The 17,814-nt window shown below is 65.6% G+C and carries 17 protein-coding genes; 13 read left to right on the forward strand and 4 right to left on the reverse strand.

Translation table 11 applies throughout. The features are described from left to right. From C4301_RS01115 to C4301_RS01170, 12 genes are all read left to right on the forward strand, one after another. The coding region (locus C4301_RS01115; RefSeq protein ID WP_352413281.1) for a glutamate ligase domain-containing protein at positions 1-744 on the forward strand (744 nt) is incomplete at its 5' end. After that, positions 729-1,424, forward strand: a complete 696-nt coding sequence (locus C4301_RS01120; RefSeq protein WP_352413282.1) for a hypothetical protein — start codon at positions 729-731, stop codon at positions 1,422-1,424. The genes C4301_RS01115 and C4301_RS01120, both read left to right, overlap by 16 nt. Beyond that, positions 1,421-2,278 carry a phospho-N-acetylmuramoyl-pentapeptide-transferase gene (locus tag C4301_RS01125; protein ID WP_352413283.1) on the forward strand — a complete coding sequence of 286 codons (858 nt, stop codon included), beginning with the start codon at positions 1,421-1,423 and terminating at the stop codon, positions 2,276-2,278. Before C4301_RS01120 ends, C4301_RS01125 begins: the two co-directional genes overlap by 4 nt. After that, on the forward strand, positions 2,275-3,522 hold the full coding sequence (gene murD, locus C4301_RS01130; protein ID WP_352413284.1) for a UDP-N-acetylmuramoyl-L-alanine--D-glutamate ligase: 1,248 nt from the start codon (positions 2,275-2,277) through the stop codon (positions 3,520-3,522). The genes C4301_RS01125 and murD overlap by 4 nt, the downstream gene beginning before the upstream one ends. Beyond that, complete coding sequence (locus tag C4301_RS01135; protein WP_352413285.1) at positions 3,507-4,559, forward strand: FtsW/RodA/SpoVE family cell cycle protein; 1,053 nt, start codon at positions 3,507-3,509, stop codon at positions 4,557-4,559. Before murD ends, C4301_RS01135 begins: the two co-directional genes overlap by 16 nt. Next, a complete protein-coding gene (locus C4301_RS01140; protein ID WP_352413286.1) occupies positions 4,550-5,572 on the forward strand; it encodes a UDP-N-acetylglucosamine--N-acetylmuramyl-(pentapeptide) pyrophosphoryl-undecaprenol N-acetylglucosamine transferase in 1,023 nt (340 codons plus the stop codon). The genes C4301_RS01135 and C4301_RS01140 overlap by 10 nt, the downstream gene beginning before the upstream one ends. After that, entirely contained in the window at positions 5,569-6,912 is a 1,344-nt protein-coding gene (gene murC / locus C4301_RS01145; RefSeq protein WP_352413287.1) for a UDP-N-acetylmuramate--L-alanine ligase, read from the forward strand. The genes C4301_RS01140 and murC overlap by 4 nt, the downstream gene beginning before the upstream one ends. Continuing rightward, the gene (locus C4301_RS01150; protein WP_352413288.1) at positions 6,909-7,706 is read left to right on the forward strand and encodes a UDP-N-acetylmuramate dehydrogenase; all 798 of its coding nucleotides are present in this window, start codon (positions 6,909-6,911) and stop codon (positions 7,704-7,706) included. Before murC ends, C4301_RS01150 begins: the two co-directional genes overlap by 4 nt. Then, positions 7,703-8,269 carry a cell division protein FtsQ/DivIB gene (locus C4301_RS01155; protein ID WP_352413289.1) on the forward strand — a complete coding sequence of 189 codons (567 nt, stop codon included), beginning with the start codon at positions 7,703-7,705 and terminating at the stop codon, positions 8,267-8,269. Before C4301_RS01150 ends, C4301_RS01155 begins: the two co-directional genes overlap by 4 nt. After that, positions 8,266-9,498, forward strand: a complete 1,233-nt coding sequence (gene ftsA, locus C4301_RS01160; RefSeq protein ID WP_352413290.1) for a cell division protein FtsA — start codon at positions 8,266-8,268, stop codon at positions 9,496-9,498. Before C4301_RS01155 ends, ftsA begins: the two co-directional genes overlap by 4 nt. 9 nt (positions 9,499-9,507) lie before the next feature. Beyond that, the gene (gene ftsZ, locus C4301_RS01165; RefSeq protein ID WP_352413291.1) at positions 9,508-10,563 is read left to right on the forward strand and encodes a cell division protein FtsZ; all 1,056 of its coding nucleotides are present in this window, start codon (positions 9,508-9,510) and stop codon (positions 10,561-10,563) included. A 3-nt stretch (positions 10,564-10,566) separates the two neighbouring features. Further along, on the forward strand, positions 10,567-11,055 hold the full coding sequence (locus C4301_RS01170; protein ID WP_352413292.1) for a crossover junction endodeoxyribonuclease RuvC: 489 nt from the start codon (positions 10,567-10,569) through the stop codon (positions 11,053-11,055). Here the strand turns inward: C4301_RS01170 and C4301_RS01175 are convergent. Genes C4301_RS01175 through C4301_RS01185 form a run of 3 tightly spaced genes read right to left on the reverse strand, consistent with a single transcriptional unit; the run spans position 11,050 to position 15,424 of the window. Then, positions 11,050-12,780, reverse strand: coding sequence for an ATP-binding protein (locus C4301_RS01175; protein WP_352413293.1), 1,731 nt, complete (start codon positions 12,778-12,780; stop codon positions 11,050-11,052). The genes C4301_RS01170 and C4301_RS01175 overlap by 6 nt on opposite strands. After that, complete coding sequence (locus tag C4301_RS01180; RefSeq protein WP_352413294.1) at positions 12,777-13,694, reverse strand: DNA double-strand break repair nuclease NurA; 918 nt, start codon at positions 13,692-13,694, stop codon at positions 12,777-12,779. The genes C4301_RS01175 and C4301_RS01180 overlap by 4 nt, the downstream gene beginning before the upstream one ends. 11 nt (positions 13,695-13,705) lie before the next feature. Continuing rightward, a complete protein-coding gene (locus tag C4301_RS01185) occupies positions 13,706-15,424 on the reverse strand; it encodes an NAD-dependent malic enzyme (RefSeq protein ID WP_352413295.1) in 1,719 nt (572 codons plus the stop codon). A gap of 77 nt (positions 15,425-15,501) precedes the next feature. On the opposite strand from C4301_RS01185, the gene C4301_RS01190 reads away from it, so the two are divergent. Then, complete coding sequence (locus C4301_RS01190; protein ID WP_352413296.1) at positions 15,502-16,485, forward strand: malate dehydrogenase; 984 nt, start codon at positions 15,502-15,504, stop codon at positions 16,483-16,485. Between the two features lie 44 nt (positions 16,486-16,529). Here the strand turns inward: C4301_RS01190 and C4301_RS01195 are convergent, their stop codons facing one another. Then, positions 16,530-17,747: an aspartate kinase gene (locus tag C4301_RS01195; protein WP_352413321.1), complete on the reverse strand. Its 1,218-nt coding sequence runs from the start codon at positions 17,745-17,747 to the stop codon at positions 16,530-16,532. Positions 17,748-17,814: the final 67 nt, after the last annotated feature.

The following is a 17,814-nucleotide window of genomic DNA, read 5'->3' on the forward strand; positions in this document are numbered from 1 at the left end:
ACCGCCTTAGGGGAGGAACACCTCGAGGCCTTTGGAGACCTAAAGACGGTGATCCGGGAGGAGGCCCGCCTCCTCGAGGCCCCTTTAAGCCTCGTCCACGAAGAGGCGGCCCGGCTTTTGGATACCCCCAAAGCCTTCCCCACCTACGGGTTTCAGGAGGCCACGTTTTTGGGAAAGGAACTGGAGCTCCTCCCGGAACAAAGCCGCTTCCGCTACCTTGGCCTCCGGGTGGAGATCCCCTACCCCGGCCTGGGGCCTGCCCTGGCCGGGCTTGCCGCCTTGGCGGTGGGCGAGCTCCTCGGCTTTGACCTGGAAGAAGTTTCCGCGCGGCTCGCTGGGCTCCGCCTTCCCCCCGGTCGGATGGAGCGGAAGGAGCTCGCTGGGGTGGTCTTTCTGAACGACGCCTACAACGCCAACCCCCTCTCCGTACGGGCTGGCCTGAGGTGGCTTTCCCAGCAGCCTGGGCGGAAGTGGGCGGTTTTAGGGGAGATGCGGGAGCTGGGCCCGGCGGCCGAAAGGCTCCACCTGGAGGTGGCAGAGGAGGCCTTGAAGCTCGGCCTTTCCCCCTTGTTCCTAGGCCCTTTTGCCCGGGTCCAGGCCCGTCTGGGCGGCGCGTATGCGGAAAGCCTCGAGGAGGCTGTGGCCTGGCTGAAGGCCCGGGTAAGGCCTGGGGACCTGGTCTATCTGAAGGCCTCGAGGGCCGTGGGTCTGGAGCGGATTCTGGAGCTATGGGACGCCTTCTAGCCCTCCTGATCCTTCCCGCCTGTGCCGTCCAGACGGGCCTCCCCTTGAGGGTCTACCCCGGAGGGTACGCGGAGGGGCCTTACGTAGAAGGGCGGTTCAAGGCGGTGTTGCCGGGCACGCCTCTTTTTCTGGACGCAGGCGAGGCGGTGCTCTACGCCGCCTACCCCTTCCAGCTTCTGAGGCTGGACGGGGGGGTGCAAACCCTTCCCCTTCCCGGCAAACCCCTTTTCCTACGGGCCAGGCCCCGGCTGGTGGTGGGGCTGGAAAACGGGATCTACACGGAGGAGGGCCTTTTCCCCTACCGGGCCAAGGACGGCGTTTTCCTCGAGGCGCTTTACTACGTGAACGAGGCTGGGCTTTACCGTGAAGGCACCCTCCTCAAGGGGGAGGCGTTCCAACAGGTGGTGGCCTTTAAAGGTCGGGTGTACGCTCTGGGAAGTCTGCTTTACCGCTATCCGGACGGCCATACCGCTCCTTTGCCGCCGGGCCTTAAGAAGGCCGAGGCTGGCGAAGACGCCCTCTTCCTCCTAGGGAGCGAGGGGCTTTACCGGCTGGATGAAGAGGGCCGGATCCTGGCCCAAAAACCAGGCCGGTTTAACGACCTGGCCGTAAGCGATGCGGTCTACGCGGTGGAGGACAACCGGGTCAGGCGGTTTACCCTTCTTTTGGAGGAACGATGACCTTCGTCACAGGCCTTATCCTCTCCTGGCTTTTCGTCGGCCTTTGGGCCGGGCTGATGAAGGGGCTCGGCCTGGGCAAGAAGGTGCGCAAGGACGGGCCAAAAACCCACCTGGCCAAGGAGGGGACGCCCAGCATGGGCGGGGTGGGCTTCCTCCTGGCGGGAGGGCTCGCCTACTACTTGACGGCCAAGGACGGCCTGGCCTTTCTCTGGCTCCTGGGGCTTGGGTTCGGCCTTCTAGGCCTCCTGGACGACCTGGGAGGGCTCAAGGGCAGACCCCTGAGGGCGAGGGAAAAGATCGCCCTCCAAAGCCTCATGGCCCTGGTTTTCGCCCTTTTCGCAATGCGGCAGGTGGCCTACACCCCCTACCCCATCCTGGATCTTCTCCTCATCGCCCTGGCCGTGGTGGGGGCGGCCAACGCCTTCAACTTCACCGACGGAGTAGACGGCCTCCTCGCCTCGGTGAGCGCCCTCATCCTCCTGCCCTTCTACCCCCTCCCGGTAACCCAGGCCCTTATGGGAGGGGTCTTGGGCTTCTTGTGGCACAACGCTCCCCGGGCCAGGGTCTTCATGGGGGATGTGGGAAGCCAGGCCTTGGGAGCCATGGTGGCGGGGCTTTACGTCATGGAGAAGGCCCTCTGGCTTCTGCCCCTCGCCGCGATCATCCCGGTTTTGGAGGTCCTCTCCGTGGTTTTGCAGGTGGCCTACTTCAGAAGGACCGGCCGGCGCCTCTTTCGCATGGCCCCCATCCACCACCACTTTGAGCTCTTGGGCTGGGAGGAGGGCAAGGTGGTCTTCCGGTTCGTGATCATCACCGCCTTGGCGGTGGCCTTGGCCTTTGGAGGCAAGGGATGAGGCTGGTCTTCGGGCTGGGGCGAAGCGGGCTAGGGGCGGTGCGCTACTTAAAGCGCAAGGGGCTCTTTGCCGCCGTGTACGACGACCGGCCGGACCCTAAGGAGGTGGCCTGGGCGGAAGGAGAAGGCTTCCCTTTTGACCCGGACCCCAGGCCGGGCGCCTACGCCGAGGTCATCGCCGCCCCGGGGGTTCCCCTGGACCACCCCCGGCTAAGGGCCCTAAGGGAAGCGGGGGCCTTGGTGATGGGTGAGGCAGAGCTTGTCTTCCGCCACTCCCAAACCCCCCTCATCGGCATCACCGGCACCGCGGGGAAGACCTCCACCACCCTCTTCACCGCCCACCTTTTGCAAAGCCAAGGGCTCAAGGCCCTACCCGGGGGCAACCTGGACCCCCCTTTGGCAGAGATCGTTGAGGAAGCGGAGGTGGCGGTGGTGGAGCTTTCCAGCTTCCAGCTCGAGCGCATCCACCTCTTCCGACCCCGGGTGGCAGTCCTTTTAAACCTGGGAGTGGACCACCTGGACCGGCACGGCACGGTGGAGGCCTACCACCAGGCCAAGCTGAACCTCCTTAGGAATCTCACCCCAGAGGACGCTTTGGTCTACAACGCCCAGGACCCTAAGGTGAGGGAGGCCGTACAAAAGAGCCTCGCGCGCCTTTACCCCTTCTGCCCCCAGGCCACCCCCAAGAAGACCAACCTCGAGGCCGCCTTGAAGGCCACCCAGGCCTACCTGGCCCTCCTGGGCCGCACCCCGGACGAAAGGGCGCTTTCGGAGGCGATCAAGACCCTCCCCCAGGCCCCAAGCCGGTTCGAGGCCTTTGCCCGCAAGGGCCGGGTGGTCTTCATAGACGACTCCATCGCCACCCGGGCCGATGCGGTGGCCGCCGCCTTGGAGGCCGCCCCCAAGCCCATCGCCTGGATCCTCGGGGGGTTGGACAAAGGAGCCCCTTTGGAGGGCCTGAACCCCCACCTCAAGGGCGTGCGGGTGGTTCTGGCCATCGGACAGGATGGCCCGAGGATGGCCCGGGCCTTCAAGGGCGTGGAGGTGGTGGTCATTCCGGAAAAAGACGGAAAAAAGGCCCTTCTTCGCGCGGTGGAGGAGGCCTTGAACCGTCTCGAGGAGGGAAGCGTCCTCCTTGCCCCCTTGGCCGCCTCCTTCGACCAGTTCAAGGACTACCGGGACCGGGCCCGGGCCTTCCGGGAGGCCGTCTTCGCCCTAGGAGGTGAGCCTTGGACCCCCTTCTGATCCTGGCCCAGCTCGCCCTTTTGGGCTTCTCGTTGGTGGGGGTCACGGCAGCGGATCCCAGCCTCCTTACGGCCCACCTGTTGAAGATCACCCTGGGGCTGGCCGCCACCTTGGCCTTTGCCTTTCTGATCCCCCCAGGACCTCTTCTGCGGCACGCCCTGGGGCTCCACCTCACGGTCATGGCCCTCCTGCTCCTCGTCCTCCTCGTGGGCCAGGGCCCCGGAGGGGTTAGGCGGTGGCTGGACCTCGGCCCCTTCCAGCTCCAGCCCTCCGAGCTGGCCAAGGTGACCTTGGTCCTTTACCTGGCCTCCTTCGTGGGCCGGAAAGGGATGGACTACCCGGTCCTAGGCCCCTTTATCCTCATTGGGGCCACGGCCGGCCTGGTCCTCCTCGAGCCGGACTTTTCCACGGCCCTCTTCCTTTTCACCTTGTCCTTGGGGGTCCTCTTGGTCATCGGCCTCCCCTGGCGGCGCTTCCTCTCCATCCTCTTTTCCGCTGCCCTCCTCGCTTTAGCCCTAGGGGGAAGTTACCTGGGGAGGTTCCGGTACGTAGCGGAGCGCTTTATGGCCTTTTTAGGCTTCTGGCAAGGCACGGCCGACGCCAAGGAGGAGGCCTACCAGGTGATCCAGGCCCAGAAGGCCATCCTGACGGCGGGGCCCTTCGGGCACGGACCGGGGGCGGGCCTCCTCCACCTGCCCGAGGCTCACAGCGACATGGTTTTCGCCAGCGTGGTGTATGCGACGGGCTGGCTGGGGGGGGTGATGGTTCTTTTCCTCTACGGCCTCCTCTTCTTCCGCGGCCTCCAGATCGCCTTAAGGCTCAAGGGGGCGGAAAGCGTACTGGCCACAGGGCTCACCCTTTACCTTTCGGCACAGGCCGCCATCAACATCGGGGTCACCCTGGGGTTTTTGCCGGTCACGGGTGTCCCCTTGCCCCTTCTCTCCTACGGAGGGAGCTCTCTTTTGGTCTCGGGAATGGCCTTAGGCCTGCTCTCCGCCTTGGCCAGGCGGGGGGAAGGGAGGCGGGCATGGTCTTGATCACCGGGGGCGGGACCGGGGGGCATTTCTTCCCAGGCCTTGCGGTGGCCCAGGCCCTAAGGGCCAGAGGCGTGGAGGTGGCCTACGTGGGCAGCCTAGGAGGCCTCGAGGCCCGGCTCCTTCCCCAGACCGGGCTTCCCCACTTCCTTATCCCGGCGGGCAAGCTGGACCGCTCCGCCTTCCGGCCTAAGCAGGGGCTGGAAGCGCTAAGGGGGTTGCGAGCGGCCCACCGTCTTTTCCAGCAGCTCAGGCCCCGGCTCGTCCTCTCCACCGGGGGGTACGCGGGCTTCCCCATGGCCTTCGTGGCGGAGATCCGGGGGGCAAAGGTCCTGGTCCACGAGCAAAACGCCAAGCTGGGCCTGGCGGCCCGTCTCCTGGCCCCCAAGGCCTCGGGCCTCGCCCTTTCCTTGCCCCTCCCCCTCCCCCCCGGCCTGGCCAAAAAGGCCCGGGTGGTGGGCTACCCCGTCCGGGAGGTGCGCTACGAAAAACAAGAAGCCAAGGCCCGGCTCGGCCTTCCCCCCGGGAAGCCCCTCCTCCTGGTCCTGGGGGGAAGCCAGGGCAGCCTGGAGCTCAACACCCGCCTCCCCCCTCTCCTTAAGCCTCTTCCCTACGCGGTGCTCCACCAGGTGGGGGCGGCTTTCGTGGAAAGGATGCAGCCTTGGCAGGACGAGGACTACCGCATCGCCGCCTTTGTGGATGCCCCCTTGGCCATGAGCGCTGCGGATCTCCTGATCAGCCGGGCCGGGGCGGGCACTTTGGCCGAGGCGGCCTACCACCATCTTCCAGCCATCCTCTTCCCTCTCCCGCCCAACCTCGACGGAGGGGCGCAGCTTGCCAACGCCCGGCTGTACGCGGAAAAAGGCGCGGCCCTCTTAGGGAGGTATGAGGGGCTTCCCAGGCTCGTGCAAACCGTTTTGGAAGGGGGTCTCGCTAAGCTCAAAGAAGGGATGGCCCGGCTCTCCCCGGAAGGGGCGACCGGCCGGCTTGTGGACTGGATCCTGGAGGCGATATGAAGGTGCACGTGATGGGGCTGGAAGGCGTGGGGATGAGCGGCTTAGCCCGGCTCCTTCTGGCCGAGGGGCACCGGGTCTCCGGGTGCGACCTGGCTCCGGGAGACCGGTGCCGAAGCCTCCTCCACCTGGGGGCTGGGCCCATCCACCAGGGGCATGACCCCCGGCACCTGGAGGACGAGGAGATCCTCCTCCTTCCCACCCCCATCCCGGAGGACCACCCCGAGGTCAAGGAGGCCAGGAGGCGGGGGATGCGGGTCCTCCACCGGATGGCCCTTCTGAAGGAGCTCCTTTCCCAAACCCCCTCCCTGGGCGTCACCGGGACCCATGGAAAGACCACCACCACCGGGATGCTGGCGGCCATCCTCCTCGAGGCGGGGCTTGACCCCTGGGTCCTGCTGGGGGGGGAGGTGGAACCCTTCGGAAATGCCCGGTACGGCCCAGGACCCCGCCTGGCCGAGGTGGACGAGTCCGACCCTCGTTTCCAGGAGGTGCGGGTGGAGGTGGCGGTGGTCACCAACCTCGAGGCCGACCACGTCTCCCCCGACGGCCAACCCCGCCCCAACTATTACCCCTCGTACGAGGCGCTTTTGGAGGCGGTGCTGGCCTTTGGGAAACGGGCGGGCGCCTTGGTCTTCCCCGCCTTCGACCCCGGCCTTTCCACCCTTTTCAGGGGCCTCGAGGCCTACCCCTTTGGCCCAGGGGGGGTTCTCTGGGCGGAAAACCTGGAGCTTTTGCCCTTTGGAAGCCGGTTTCAGATGGTCTACAAGGGAAACCCCCTGGGGGAGGTGAGGCTTGGCGTGCCGGGGGCACACAATGTGCAAAACGCCCTGGCCGCAGGCCTGGCCGCCTTGCTCTTCGGCGTGCCCTTCCCCAAGGTCCAGGCCGCTTTGGCCCGGTATAAAGGGGCAAAACGCCGATTTGAACCCCTGGGGGTCTACCGGGGGGCGCTCTTGGTGGACGATTACGCCCACCATCCCACGGAGGTCCGGGCCACGCTCCAGGCGGCCCAAAGCACTGGCCTTAGGGTCAAGGCCCTCTTCCAGCCCCACCGCTTCGGCCGCACCCAAAGCCTCTGGAAGGCCTTTGCGGAAAGCCTCCTCCTGGCGGAGGAGGTGGTGGTCCTTCCCGTCTACACCGCCGGGGAGGAGGGCGACCCAGAAGCCCTGGCCAAACGCATCGCCGCGGAGATCCAAAACCGGGGGGGCAAGGCCCACTTCCTCAGGCCTAAGGAAGCCCAGGCCTACCTCGAGGCCCAAGCCGGCCCCGGCGAACTCTGGGTGAGCCTAGGGGCGGGGGACGTGAACCGCATCCTGAAGGCCCTTTTAGGGGGTGAGAGATGAAGGTGGAAACCGTCCTCCTGAAGGACTACACCACCCTGGGGGTGGGCGGCCCCGCGGAGCTTTGGACGGTGGAGACGCCGGAGGAGTTGAAAAGGGCCACCGAGGCCCCTTACCGGGTTTTAGGAAATGGATCCAATCTACTCGTCTCAGACCAGGGGGTGAAGGAGCGGGTCATCCGCCTGGGCGGGGTCTTCCAGACCTATGATCTGAAGGGCTGGGTGGGGGCGGGGGTGCTTTTGCCCCTTTTGGTCAAGGAGGCCTCTGAGGCAGGCCTTTCCGGCCTCGAGGGCCTCCTCGGCATCCCCGCCCAGGTGGGGGGGGCGGTGAGGATGAACGCGGGCACCCGGTTCGGGGAGATGGCGGATGCCCTGGAGGCGGTGGAGATCTTCCACCAGGGCCGGTTCGAGGTCTTCCGGCCGGAGGAGCTGGGCTTTGCCTACCGCACCTCCCACCTCCCCCCAGGGGGGATCGTCACCCGGGTCCGGCTCAGGCTCCAGGAGCGCCCCCAAGAGAAGATCAGAAGGCGCCTTATGGAGGTGGACCGGGCGCGCAAGGGCCAGCCTAAGAGGAAAAGCGCCGGATGCGCGTTTAAAAACCCTCCGGGCCAGTCCGCGGGCCGCCTGATAGACCAGCGGGGCCTGAAGGGGCTTAGGGTGGGCGGGGCGATGGTAAGCCTCGAGCACGGAAACTTTATCGTTAACCTGGGGAACGCCCGGTTTGAGGAGGTCATGGCCTTGGTGCAGCGCATCCAGGAAGAACTGCCTTTGGAGCTGGAATGGGAGGTCTGGGCATGAGGCTTCTCCTCCTTGGCCTCCTCTTCGCCACCCTCTATGTGGGCAGCCTGGTCCTCTTTCCTCTAGAACGCATCCAGGTGGTGGGGACCCACCGCCTGAGCCCCCAGGAGGTGGTCCGGACCCTGGACCTCGCCCCGGGGGAACCCTGGCTTTGGGTCTTCCCAAGCCGGGTAAGCCGCCTCTTGGCCAACCCCTGGGTTCGGGAGGCCCGGTTGGAAAAACCCAGGCCCAAGGAGATCCTCATCCGGATAGCGGAGCGAACCCCTATCGCCCGCTTGCAGAACGGGGACGGGCTTTCCCAGGACGGGGTCGTCCTCCCTGGGGGGGGGCAGGGGCCTTTGGTGGAGGGAAGGGGCCCCCTTCCCGTCCGCTCGGTCATCGCCCTGGTGGAGGCCTTTCCCAAGGCCCGGCGCATCCTCTACACCCCCGCGGGCTTCTGGGTGGAAGGAGATGGGGGGCGGATCTTCGCCCCCGATCCCGCCCTTCTGATAAAGTGGGCTAAGGTGAACGCGCCGAAGGGCACGGTTTGGATTTACGAATGGGGGGTGAGCCACAGCCCATGATTATCGCCGGATTGGACGTGGGAACCACCAAGGTCACCACCGTCATCGGGGAGGTCGCCCCGGATGGCGAGCTGGACATCATCGGAGAGGGGACCGTCCCCTCGCAAGGCCTCAAACGAGGGGTGGTGGTCAACCTGGAAAAGACCACCGAGGCCGTCCGCCAAAGCCTCCACCAGGCGGAACGGGTGGCCGGGGTGAAGGTGGAAGGCGTCTATGTAGGGGTGGGGGGAAGCCACCTGAGAAGCGTCACCAGCCAGGGCCTGGCCGCCATCCGCCGGGGATACAGCATCGCCCCTCAGGACGTGGAGCGGGCCATAGAGCAGGCCCGGGCCTACCCTTTTGATGCGGACCTGGAACTCATCCACACCCTCCCTCTGGAGTACAAGGTGGATGGCCAGGAGGGGATTAAAGACCCCCTGGGCATGGCCGGGGTGCGCCTCGAGGTCCAGGTCCACCTGGTGGCGGCGGGCCGGGGGCCCTTGGCCAACCTGAGAAAAGCCGTGGAAGGGGCAGGGCTTTCCATCCTAGGCCTGGCCTACCAGGGCTACGCCTCGGGGCTTTCCGTCTTGACCCCGGAGGAGGAGACGATGAACGTCCTCCTCGTGGACCTGGGGGGTGGGACGACCAGCCTGGCCGTCTTCCGGCAGGGACGGCTGGCCCATTCCGCAGTCATCCCCATCGGGGGGGAACACGTCACCCACGACATCGCTCAGCTTCTCAAAATCCCTGCGGAAGAGGCGGAAAGGGTGAAGCGGAAGTACGGGGCGGCCCTTCCCGAGATGGCCGACCCCGAACTGGTTCTGGAGATCAACCAGGAGGGAGGGGCCTTCGCCGCCGTTCCCGCGCCGGAGCTCGCCCGCATCATCCGGCCCAGGCTAAGGGAGATCCTCTACCTCGCCCGCTCCAGCGTGGACGAGGCGCTGGGGCCCTTGGAGGTGACCGTGAACCGGGTGGTCCTCACCGGGGGTGGGGCGATGATGCGGGGGCTGGACACCTTAGCCCGCACCCAGTACAATCTCCCCGTGCGCATCGGCAAACCAACCCGGGTGGGGGGGCTTTTGGATGTCGTCGCCTCCCCCGCCCACGCGGCGGCGGTTGGGCTCGTGCGCTACGGAACGGTGCACCAAGGCCCCCAACCCAAAGAGTCCAGGAGCTACTCCAGGCGGGAGGCCGCGAGCGGCGAGGGCTTCTGGAAACGCATTAAAGAAATATTGAGCAACCTTTTTTAGGAGGGAAGGATGGAAGGCGCGGTCATCAAAGTCATCGGCCTGGGCGGGGCGGGAAACAACGCGGTCAACCGCATGATCGAATCGGGCCTCACCGGGGTGGAGTTCATCGCCGCCAACACCGATGCCCAGGTCCTGGCCAAAAGCCTTGCGGACATCCGTATCCAGCTGGGGGACCGTCTTACCCGGGGCCTAGGAGCAGGGGCCAACCCCGAGGTGGGGGAAAAAGCAGCGGTGGAAGCGCAGGACTTGATTGCCGAGCACCTCGAGGGGGCGGATCTGGTCTTCCTCACCGCCGGGATGGGGGGGGGTACGGGCACCGGCAGTGCCCCGGTGGTGGCGGAGATCGCCAAGAAGCTCGGGGCCCTGACCGTGGCGGTGGTCACCCGGCCCTTCTCCTTCGAGGGGCCCAAGCGGATGAAGGTGGCCGAGGAGGGAATCCGGAAACTCAAAGAGCGGGTGGACGCCATGGTGGTCGTCTCCAACGACCGCCTCCTCTCCGCGGTGGACAAGAAGGTCACCCTCAAGGACGCCTTTTTGATCGCCGACCGGGTGCTGTACCACGGGGTCAAGGGGATCACGGACGTCATCACCCTTCCCGGGCTTATCAACGTGGACTTCGCGGACATCCGCACCCTTTTGGAAGGGGCGGGCCAGGTCCTGATGGGCATCGGGGCAGGCCGTGGGGAGGAGCGGGTGGAGGAGGCAGCCAAAAGCGCCGTCCACAGCCCCCTCCTCGAGCGCTCCATCGAAGGGGCAAAGCGGCTCCTTCTGAACGTGGTGGGTTCGGAGGAGAACCTCTCCCTCATGGAGGCGGCGGAGGTGGTGGAAAAAATCCGGGAGGCCACGGGGAACGATGCGGTGGACATCCTCTATGGGGTCACCTACGACGAGCGGGCCCAGGATGAGCTTCGGGTCATCCTCATCGCCGCAGGCTTTCACGAGGGGAGCGTCGTGCCCAAACCCGCCCGGCCTGTGGACTTTCCCTTAAGCGGGGTAGATCCCGCCAACTTTGAGATCCCCGCCTTCATCCGATACGGGGACGGGGACTTCCCGCCCAGAAACTAGCCGATGACGGTCCTCGGGGTGGACCCGGGCATCACCCATCTGGGCCTAGGGGTGGTGCGGGAGGAGGGTAAAGCCTTCCGCTTCCTTCACGCGGAGGTGGTCCAGACCCGGTCGGACGAACCCGCTCCTTCCCGGGTGGGACGGCTTCACGAGCGGGTGCGGGCCGCCGTGCACCTTCACGGCGTAGAGGTCATCGCAGTGGAGGAACAGTTCTTTTACCGGCAAAACGAGCTGGCCTTCAAAGTCGGCTGGGCCATGGGCGCGGTGCTCTTGGTGGCCCATGAGTTCGGCCTTCCCGTCTACGGGTACGGCCCCATGCAGATCAAGCGGGCCCTGGTGGGGCACGGGCACGCGGACAAGGAAAGCGTAGCCCTCATGGTGGCCCGGTTTTTGGGCCTGAGGACCTCCGCTCTGGAAAACCACGCTACGGATGCCTTGGCCATCGCCCTGACCCACCTTTTCCACGCCCGGCTGAACCCCAACCCTTTATAGGCCGAGCTCGCCCCTTAAGGCCTCGTCGGAGAGGTCCTCCTGTACCTCTTCTTTCTTGGTGGCCCAGGCGGGGAAGGGGAAGAAGAGGAAAAGGGGCACGGGAAGCTCGGGCTGGTGGAGGATCACCGCCCCTTGAGGGAGAATGACCGCCCGCTTCCTAAATGTAAAGGGCAGATACCCATACTCGGGCCGCTCCGCCTCAGCGGCATCCAACCGGCCCACCACCCTTATGGCTGCGTTGGCCACCACCCGGCGCTCCACCTCGCTCGCCGTCTGCTGGGCCCCGATGAGGATAACCCCCAAGGAGCGTCCGCGCTCAGCAATATCCAGAAGAACGTCCTTGATGGGGCTTTCCTCATCCTTGGGGGCGTACTTGTTCAGCTCGTCCAGAACGATAAAGACCCGTCCCAGATAAAGCCCCCGCTCCTTCCGGGCAAACACCTCCTTCAAAATGGCCCCCACCACGAACATCTGGGCCTGAGGGTGGAGCTTGGCCAGGTCCACCACATGGATCTGTTCCCCTTGCAAAGGATCCGGTGGGTGGCCCAGCCGGTCCCCCCGGATGAGGTGGCCCACATTCTCCACACTGGCCTTCAAGCGGCGGATAAAGGCTTCCCGGGTAGCCTTGGCCTGCCGGGCCGTCCAGGCCCGGTCCCCCTTGTCCTCCTCCCCCGCCGCCGAAGGCCCGAGGAGCTTCTCTTCGAGGTACTCCACGAGCTTGGCGAAGGTGTCCAGCTTACCTTGGCCGAGGGCTTCAAACTGGGGCTCGGCCAGATCCCCCCCCCAGTCGTCCACCCTGAGGTAGGGCCCTTTCTGCCCCTTTGCAAGCTGCCTCAGCTTCTCCGTCACGTGCTGGATCAAAAACCCCAGGTTGGTCAGGGCCTGGCGGTCGGTGAAGAGGAAGGGCAGAAGCCCCATCTGGCAAAACTGGACCAGATCCCAGTAATATGCCTTTACCCCTTCCTTTCTCGAGTCCAGGTCGGGCAGGAGGACTCCTTCTCCCTTCCGGGCCGGGGCGAGGAAGGCCACGCTGGAAAAGGGGGTGGGGGACAGGCCAAGCCTCTCGTAAAGCCCGCGGTCCTCGGGGCGCAGACGGGCGTTGGGCTTATCCAGAAAGAACAGGTCCTCTCCCTTGACGTTGAAGATGAGGGCCTTGGCCAGATGGGCCGCCTCCTGAACCCCACTTTCCAGAATACTTTTCAAAAGAAAGGTGGCATAGCTGGTTTTAGCCGCTACCCCCGAGATGCCGGAGATGTTCACGTGCCCCCCCTTTACCCCGTTCAAGAACTCCAGGTTCACATACCCCACCTCGCCGTTTTTGAGCATTCCCACGGGAAGCTTGGTGTGTCCCCTTTGGTTCTTCATCCCGTCGTAGTAAAGGGCAAGCTCCAGGTCCTCCCCCTTCGCCAGAAGAACCGGGGCCCCGGGGTCCGGGGGAAGGTACTCGTCGGGAATGAGCCGGGTCACGCTCACATGGGCCACGTAGGCCAAGGAAACGGGAATCCGGTTCTCCGCCGCCAAAAAGGTGTCCGTGGGGTACTCCTGGCCTTCGTACAGCTTCATCACCTGGTCCACCACGCCGAAGTAGCGAAGCCTCCCGACGGTGGGGTGCTGGTACTCCACCACCACGAGATCATCCAGCCGGAGCGCCTTTCCCTCTTCCACGCCCACCCAGAACTCCAAAGGGGTCGCCTCCTTGCTGCCCAAAACCACACCCACCTTCACACTCCACCCCCTATGGTGCGCAAAATCCGCCGCTGGATAACCTCCCGCTGGCCCAGGTACCGGCCCAAAAGGGCCTCCAGCGCCCCCACCGGGGCCGGGTTCTGGGGGGCCCGGGGGTCCTTGGCCGGGGAGGAGGCCAAGGCGCAGAAAAGGTCCAGGGAAAGATCGGCCAGCCCCCGTGCCTCCTCGAGCTCGGCGAGGGGCATCTCCACCCGCAAAAGCGCAGCCTCCGGGGGGAAAAGCCCCTCCGGGGAAAGGGGAAGCCGGAGGTACCAGCTCAAAAGCGCCGGCCTCCGGCCCGAGGCCTGGGCCTCGGGGATCCGGAAGAGGGGGGTCCGCTCCTCGGGTCTGAGCTGGGAAAGAAGCCCCTGGTAGGGGTCCGGAAGGTACCGGGCCCAGAGGGTCTTCACGTACCCCAGGACCTGTCCGTAGGGCTGGCCCACCTGATAAAGGGGTCCGTCCAGGAGGACCAAGGCCTTTTGGGAAAGCGCCTGGGCGAGCTCGGACTCGAGGCGGCGCCGCTCCTTCTGGGCTTCCCGCCAAAGCCCCAAAGGGTCCGCCGCCTGAGGCGCCTGTAAAGGCTGGTACTCTAGGCCCTCTCCGAAGGAAAAGGTCCTATCCGCCCCCACCGCGACCCGCCAAAGCCGCACCTCACTAAGCCGCATCCCCTGGCCGTCCCGGTGCACCGCCCCCACCGCCAGGCTCACCAGCAGGACCCGCCTCTCCCCATCAAACAGGAGGCCGTCCACCCGCTCCCGCCCGTCCACCAGGTAGAAGGAGGGCCAGACCAGCTTTTTCCGGGCCACCGGGGCCCAGGGCTCTTCCAGGGGAACCCCTTTGGACCCCACCTCTTCCGAAAGGGGCGGGAGGCCAAAGAGGGCGTAGTCCGGGTCCCAGGGCTCGAGGCGCCACATCGCTTTTTGGATTATACTTTGTAAGGAAGGTAGTCGGGCTCCCAGAACCGGGCCCTCACGTACTCCAGCAGGGCCTCGAGGGAGAGGCCCTGGATCCGTTCCTCCTCGGCCACCCCCTCCTCCAGGGCCCTCTGCATCACCCGGGCGGCGATATAGGGGCTCACCGCCCGCAAAGCCCCCACCGGGGGGTAGAGAAGCCCAGGGTAGTGCAACCGGGTAAACTCTGAAAGGGCATAGGCGGCCTCCAAGACCATCCCGTCCGTCACCTCCCGGGCCCGGGCGAGCACCGCCCCGAGGCCAAGGCCTGGGAAGACGAAGGCGTTATTCCCCTGCCCCACGGGAAGGGTCCGGCCCATGTACCCTACGGGGGGGAAGGGGCTTCCCGCCGCCACCAGGGCCCGTCCCTCCGTCCAGTAGATCAGGTCGTCGGGCAGGGCTTCGGAAAGCGAGGTAGGGTTGGAAAGAGGAAAGATGACCGGCCGGGAGGTGTGTTCCAGCATGGCCCGAACCACGGGCTCGGTGAACCCCCCTCCCTGGCCGGAAAGGCCCAAAAGCACGGTGGCCCGGGCGTTTTGGATCGTCTCCAGGAGATTCGGATAATCCCCCGCATACCGCCAGCCCAGGAGGCGCTCTGGGCTCTGGGCGAAGGCCTCCTTGTAGGCCTCCATTCCCCTCCCCTTGACCAAAAGGCCCTTGGAGTCCAAGACCAGCACCCTGGCCCGGGCCTCCTCCTCGGAAAGCCCCTCCCGTTTCATCCCCTCCCGCAGGGCCCAGGCCACCCCGATCCCCCCGGCCCCTGCCCCATAGACCACGACCACCTGGTCCCTCAGGGCCTCCCCCTTGAGGCGGCAGGCGGAAAGCACCCCGGCCAAGGCCACCGCCCCGGTGCCCTGGATATCGTCGTTAAACGAGGGAACCGCCTTACGGTACCGCTCTAAAACCGCGAAGGCCGTATCCTTGGAAAAGTCCTCCCACTGGATAAGGGCCTTGGGGTATCGCCTCTTGACCGCTTCCACAAACCGGTCCAAGAACTGGAAGTAAGCCTCGCCCCGAAGCCGCCTGTGCCGCACCCCTAGGTAGAGGGGATCGTTTAGCAGGTCCTCCCGGTCCGTCCCCACGTCCAGCTCCACCGGCAGGGTCTTGTCCGGCCCCACACCCCCTGCTGCGGTGTAAAGGGTGAGCTTGCCGATGGAGATGGCCATTCCCCCGTACCCCTGGTCCCCGAGGCCCAAGATGGCCGAGGAGTCCGTGGCCACGATGAGCCGGACATCCTCCAGGGGCACGTTCTGCAGGGCCTTTTCCACCTCCTCGATGTTCTTGGTGCTGGCGGTGAACCCCCGGGGATACCGGTAGATGTGGGAAAACTCCCGCACCGCCTCCCCCACCGTAGGGGTGTAGAGGATGGGCAGCATCTCCTCCAGATGCTCCACCACCAAGGCGTAAAACAGCACCTCGTTCCGGTCTTGGAGGTTGCGGAGGTAGATATGCTTTTCCAAAGGAGAGGCCTGCAGGCGGTAGCGGCGGTATACGCGTTCCTTTTGTTCCCTTAGGGTGTTTACATGGGGTGGTAAGAGGCCCTCGAGGCCCAGAAGCCTTCGCTCCTCCTCGGTGAAGGCCGTCCCCTTGTTCAAAAGGGGGAAGCGCAGCAAAAGAAAGCCTGTGACGTAGGGCTCGATATACCGTTTACCCCTCTCATCCCGCTTGACATCGTAGTACCGGCTCACCGCCATACCCCTATGCTACCCCCGGACCCCGCTTAAGATGGAAGGGGGCCAGACCCCCGAAGGCTTATGGGCAGGAGGAAAGCATGAAAAACCCCGTTCGTGTAGCGGTTACAGGAGCTGCAGGCCAGATCGGGTACAGCCTGGTCTTCCGCATCGCCGCAGGAGAGATGCTGGGGAAGGATCAGCCCGTCATCCTTCAGCTTCTGGAGATACCCCAGGCCTTACCCGCCCTGGAAGGCGTGGTCATGGAGCTGGAGGACTGCGCCTTTCCCCTTCTAAAGGGCATCGTCACCACCCAAGACCCGCGGGTGGCCTTTGCCGACGCCGACTACGCCCTTTTGGTGGGAGCGATGCCCAGAAAGGCGGGGATGGAAAGGCGGGACCTCCTTTCCGCCAACGCGAAGATCTTCGCCGAACAAGGCCGGGCCCTGGCGGAAGCCGCCCGAAAAACGGTCAAGGTCCTGGTGGTGGGGAACCCCGCCAACACCAACGCCCTCATCGCCTACCACCACGCCAAGGGCCTGGACCCCAGGAACTTCACCGCCATGACCCGGCTGGACCACAACCGGGCTAAAGCCCAACTGGCCAAGAAGACGGGCGTGGCGGTGGACCGGATCACCCGGATGACCGTCTGGGGCAACCACTCCAGCACCATGTTCCCGGACCTCTTCCATGCCCTGGTGGACGGGAGGCCCGCGCTTGAGCTTGTGGATATGGACTGGTACGAGAAGGAGTTCATCCCCACCGTCGCCCAACGGGGAGCGGCCATCATCCAGGCCCGGGGGGCCTCGAGCGCAGCCAGCGCGGCGAATGCGGCCATCGAGCACATCCGGGACTGGGCCCTGGGCACCCCGGAGGGGGACTGGGTGAGCATGGCCGTGGTCTCGGAGGGCTCCTACGGGGTCCCGGAGGGCCTGGTCTATTCCTTCCCGGTCAGGACGAAAGACGGGGCGTACGAGATCGTCCAGGGCCTCGAGATCAACGAGTTCGCCCAAAAGCGGATGGAGATCACCGCCCGGGAGCTTTTGGAAGAGCGCGATGAGGTAAGGGCCCTGGGCCTTCTCTAAAAGCCGGGTCCAGGCACCCCCAGGGCCCGCCCTGGGCCCTGGGCCTACTGATCCAGCTCAAACGCCCGGTGGACGGCCCGGACCGCGGCCTCCGCATACTCCGCCGGGATGATGACCGAGATGCGGACCTCGCTGGTGGAGATCATCTCGATGTTCGCCCCCACACTGGCCACCGCCTGGAACATCCGGGCCGGGATGCCCGGGGTGGAGGCCAGGGCCACCCCCACGATGGAGACCTTGGCGATATCGGGGCGCAGAATGGCCTCCCCGCCTATCTCGGCCAGAACGGGCTCCAAAGCCTCGAGGGCCTCCTGGGCGAAGTCCTTGTTCACCGTAAAGGCCATCTGCTGCCTCGAGGGATCGTGCCCCGGCACCCCCTGGATGATCATGTCCACGGCAATGCCCTTCTCGGCCAGGGCCTGGAAGACCTTGGCCGCAATCCCCGGTTGGTCCGGTATGCCAATCAGGCCGATCTGGGCATGGTCCAGATCCAGGGCCACCCCGGTGACCACCCTACCCATCTCCATCGCATCCACCTCCTTGACCATCGTGCCTGGATTGTAGGAGAAGCTGCTTCGCACGTGTAAAACCACCCCGTACTGCTTGGCGTAGTACACCGCCCGGGGGTGGAGAACCCTGGCCCCCAGGGCGGCCATCTCCAGCATCTGGTCGTAGCCGATCACGGAAAGCCTGCGGGCCTCCGGGATGAGGTGGGGATCGGTGGTGTAAACCCCCTCGGTGTCGGTATAGATCTCGCACTCCTTGGCCCCAAGGGCCGCGGCGATGGCCACCGCGGTGGTATCGGACCCTCCCCGGCCCAAGGTGGTGATCTCCCCCTCCTCCGTGGTGCCCATGAAGCCCGCGATAACCGCCACGTACCCCTCCTCCAGGGCCCTTTGCACCCGGGCCGGCTCCACTTTTAGGATGCGGGCATTGCCGTAGCGGCCATCGGTCACGATGCCGATCTGGTGCTGGACAAACCCCTTGGCCGGGATCCCCATGGCCTGAAGCTGCAGGGAAAGAAGCGCCACCGAAACCTGCTCCCCCGTGGTGGTCAAAAGGTCCAGTTCCCTAAAGGGCGGTCTGGGGTTCACCCGCTTGGCCAAGGCGATGAGCTCGTCGGTGGTGTGCCCCATGGCCGAGACCACCACCGCAAGCGTATGCCCCTTCTCCCGATAGTGGGCGATGCGCTGGGCCACCTTGTGGATGCGCTCCAGGTCCCCCACGCTGGTTCCGCCGTATTTCTGTACGACCAGGGCCATTCCCGCCTCCTCCCCCCAGAGAGGGGTTTTGCGCATGGTAATCCACCCAGGCTTTTTTGGGCAAGGT

The sequence above is a fragment of the Thermus sp. genome (genome assembly GCF_040290245.1).
GTDB lineage: Bacteria > Deinococcota > Deinococci > Deinococcales > Thermaceae > Thermus_A.